This is a genomic window from Binatus sp. (SeqCode) (genome assembly GCF_036522015.1).
GTDB lineage: Bacteria > Desulfobacterota > Binatia > Binatales > Binataceae > Binatus.
In genome coordinates, this window is sequence record NZ_DATDGQ010000073.1 from 1 (window position 1) to 3,074 (window position 3,074).

At 61.9% G+C, this 3,074-nt stretch carries 5 protein-coding genes; all 5 read right to left on the bottom strand.

Translation table 11 applies throughout. The annotated features are described in order from the left end of the window. Window positions 1–406: molybdopterin cofactor-binding domain-containing protein (locus VIW95_RS03130; RefSeq protein WP_331583946.1), on the bottom strand; the 406-nt coding region annotated here is incomplete at its 3' end. Continuing rightward, entirely contained in the window at window positions 403–888 is a 486-nt protein-coding gene (locus VIW95_RS03135; protein WP_331583948.1) for a (2Fe-2S)-binding protein, read from the bottom strand. The genes VIW95_RS03130 and VIW95_RS03135, both read right to left, overlap by 4 nt. Before the next feature lie 30 nt (window positions 889–918). Continuing rightward, window positions 919–2,205, bottom strand: coding sequence for a hypothetical protein (locus VIW95_RS03140; RefSeq protein ID WP_331583950.1), 1,287 nt, complete (start codon window positions 2,203–2,205; stop codon window positions 919–921). Between the two features lie 4 nt (window positions 2,206–2,209). Then, window positions 2,210–2,716 carry a hypothetical protein gene (locus VIW95_RS03145; RefSeq protein WP_331583952.1) on the bottom strand — a complete coding sequence of 169 codons (507 nt, stop codon included), beginning with the start codon at window positions 2,714–2,716 and terminating at the stop codon, window positions 2,210–2,212. A gap of 10 nt (window positions 2,717–2,726) precedes the next feature. Further along, window positions 2,727–3,074 (bottom strand): phytanoyl-CoA dioxygenase family protein (locus tag VIW95_RS03150; protein WP_331583954.1); only part of this gene is annotated, 348 nt, incomplete at its 5' end.

The following is a 3,074-nucleotide window of genomic DNA, read 5'->3' on the forward strand; positions in this document are numbered from 1 at the left end:
CCTGCCAATAGTCGAGCCCCGAAGGCGTCCCATCCATGAGAATGAACCCGCCATCAGCGGTAGTGCGCGACTCATCGACGTCAAGCATGCGCGCGGCCCGCTCGACGATCGCACGGCGCGCTTCGGCGCAAGCCATCCTGACGGAGGTGCCTCCCACTTCAATCGACATGCTGCCCGCCGTGTAGCTTTCGTTCGGACAGCTTCGCGTATCGCCCGAAACGACTACGACCTTCGACATCGGAAGCCGGAGTTCGGCGGACGCGATTTGAGCGATGGCAGTGACGATGCCCTGTCCGATTTCGACCTTGGCTGAAAACACGCGCACGATTCCCGGTTCGCTGAAATCGACCCACTGGCTGAGCAGCGGATTTTCCTGGATGCTCCACGGAAGTTTTTCCGGGATCATCGCGCGGCTCCCGCGATCGAGGCCTTCCACGCGGCTTCGATCGCCTTGACGATTCTCGTATGAGCGCCGCACCGGCAGAGATTGGCGTCAAGCGCCGCGACGATTTTCTCGCGCGAGGGCTCGGCGCCGCTCCCGATTAGTTCCGCAGCCGTCATTATGATTCCGGAGAGACAGTAGCCGCACTGACCAGCCTGAAACTCGATGAACGCGCGCTGCAGCGCGTGAGGCTGGTCGAGCGTGCCGAGGCCTTCAACAGTCGTGATCGATTTGCCCTCAACGGACCACACCGGCGATTCACAGGAGCGTTGCGCGCGCCCGTCAACCAGCACTGTGCACGCGCCGCAACTACCGTCGCCGCATCCGAAGCGCGTTCCCTTGAGACCGAGGTCGTCGCGCAGGACATACAGGAGGGGCGTCTCGTAATGATCGACGGTCACCCGGTGCGACTTTCCGTTAATGACAACTGTGTGCGTGGTGCTCATGACGGCGCCCGATGAAAACGGTTCACGCTGCTACCAATAGCGGAGATCCGTGTAAGGTCGTTTGATCGGTGGTTCTTTGAGGCCCCATCGCAAGGCGCGGGTGTCGGGCTCCGGACGCGATTTCTCCATCGCCGCCACCAGCTTCGGCAGATGCTCGATCGGAATTGCGAGGTAGTCGCGGCCCAGCTCATGCGCGCGTCCAATCATCCATCGCAGCAGGCGCGCCATGCATTCCTCGGCGCCGTCGTCGTAGCCGAAGTCCAGCACGCACGCGATCGCGATCGAGCGATGCTCGTCGCCGCCAATTCGACGCCATTGCTCGCGCATATCGCGGCCGCGATCCCATAAGCCGCCGCACGCGCGGATGCGCCCCGCCTCTTCGAGGACGAAGTAGTCGGTCCATCCGTAAACGCTCTTCCACCAGTCCATCTGTGGATTGCCGGTCGGCTTCGGACGATCGCCCCAGAAGCCTTCGTCGAGCACGTCTTCGAGGAACTCAGAGCTGTAGGGCCGGAACAGATCCATTCCGGTGTGAGTACGATTGATGAGCGCGGCGCACGCGGCGAGATCCTCGCGCCGCACCGGCCGGATGGCGCGATCGTCATCGGCTCGCGCGACGGCGGGAAATTGCGAGACAGAAATCGGCAGACCGGGTACCGAGCCTTCGCGGGTGGGCGTGTTCTCGAAAAATTGGGGGCTGTACTTCTGCCACCAGTTCACCACCGCAAAATTCTGCGAGCGCATGATGTCGTATTGGCCGACCGATGGACGCGACAGTCCCGGCGGCATCGCGAGCCGCCGCACCTGGTCTCCGTAACCGAGCCGGCGATAGGCGCGCCGCACCCGCAGCGCCTGTCCGTATTGAACGGAAAACGGACGTCCGTCGATCAGCACCTTACGCCTGGAAAATGCGCAGCACGCGACGATCTCAGGGCCGCGCAGCAGGATCGGGATTTGAACATTCTGCTGCAACTTGAATTGCGCGAACGCGTCGGGCCCGCGCTCGACGATAATTTCCCATCCGGCTATTTCTTCGTGCGAATCGGACCACATCGCCGAGAATTCCTCGTTGTCGGCATAGGTCGCGTCGCGTCCGCGCAAGTCGCCGCTCGTCATTCTATCGTACCATCCGAGCTGCGCGGCGGTTTGCTCCGGCGAAAGGCCAACCCAGGTCCACGAGTAGAGCGACGAGAGAGGCACGCGCGCTTCGGCGACCCGGCGCGTCAATTCGTCGGACCATCCACGCTCCTTCGCGATCTTCGTCAGTGCCTCCGAGATCATGGGATCGCCTCGGACTGCGTCATCCAATTTCGCCATTGCATTACTCGTCAGCGGATTCTGTGACCTGAACTCCTAACGCCTTTGCGAATTCTGCGGCGAATGGTCGTGCGTGCTTTCGCGATCTGAAGCCGGCGAAGTACTGCGACGGAATCGCGACCTGGCTTCCATCTGCCAGTTCCAGCCGGACCTCGCAGTCGCCGACCTCGCCGCCGAGCGACGGGACGATCCGCACGCTTCGAACGGTTCCGGCAGCGCACAATTCCCGCTCGCCGTAGCTGACGCGGCCTCCATTTTCGACGTTGAGCGGAGTGTTGCGGGTGCGCCAGGCGCGTATCGCCATCGCGGCGATCAGAACTCCTGCGAGAAGGAGAGTTACGCCTATCAGAGGGTTCGCAGATCGAATGAAATAAGTGGACAGGTAGAGGTAGATTGCGCTGCCCGCGACGAAGCCGCCGATCATCAAGCTGGCGAAAGTCGTGGACGGGACGAATTCAAATCCGTCGCCGCGGCGCTTGACTATAATTGGTGTCAGCTTCGTGTTTTCCATAGCGCGAGTTTCAGTACAGGCCGCCTCTTGTCAGATCGCGCGCCAGTGAACTAGCGAATTCCAGGCCGAGCAACTGGCGCAGTTTGGGCGTGGCGCGTTCGAGTACGTGGGGCGGAACTTTCGCTATCTCGGAATCGAGCGGGCGAATTACTTTCAGGCCGTAGTTGATCAGTAGCGCGACACGCGGCTCTTCGGTGTGATTTTGCGAAGTGTCGTGCCACAGCAGACCGTGCGAAATGATCGCGTCGCCGGCCGCGCCGGTTATCTTGATCGCCTCGCTCGCGAACTGCTCCCGATTCGGCCGCGTGCATCGCAATTGGCTGCGCGGGGCGACCAGCGTAGCGCCGTTCTTTTCAGT

Bases quoted from the DNA above. Each gene is read 5' to 3' on its own strand.
- VIW95_RS03135 (WP_331583948.1), bottom strand. From the start codon at position 888: ATGAGCACCACGCACACAGTTGTCATTAACGGAAAGTCGCACCGGGTG.
- VIW95_RS03140 (WP_331583950.1), bottom strand. From the start codon at position 2,205: ATGGCGAAATTGGATGACGCAGTCCGAGGCGATCCCATGATCTCGGAG.
- VIW95_RS03145 (WP_331583952.1), bottom strand. From the start codon at position 2,716: ATGGAAAACACGAAGCTGACACCAATTATAGTCAAGCGCCGCGGCGAC.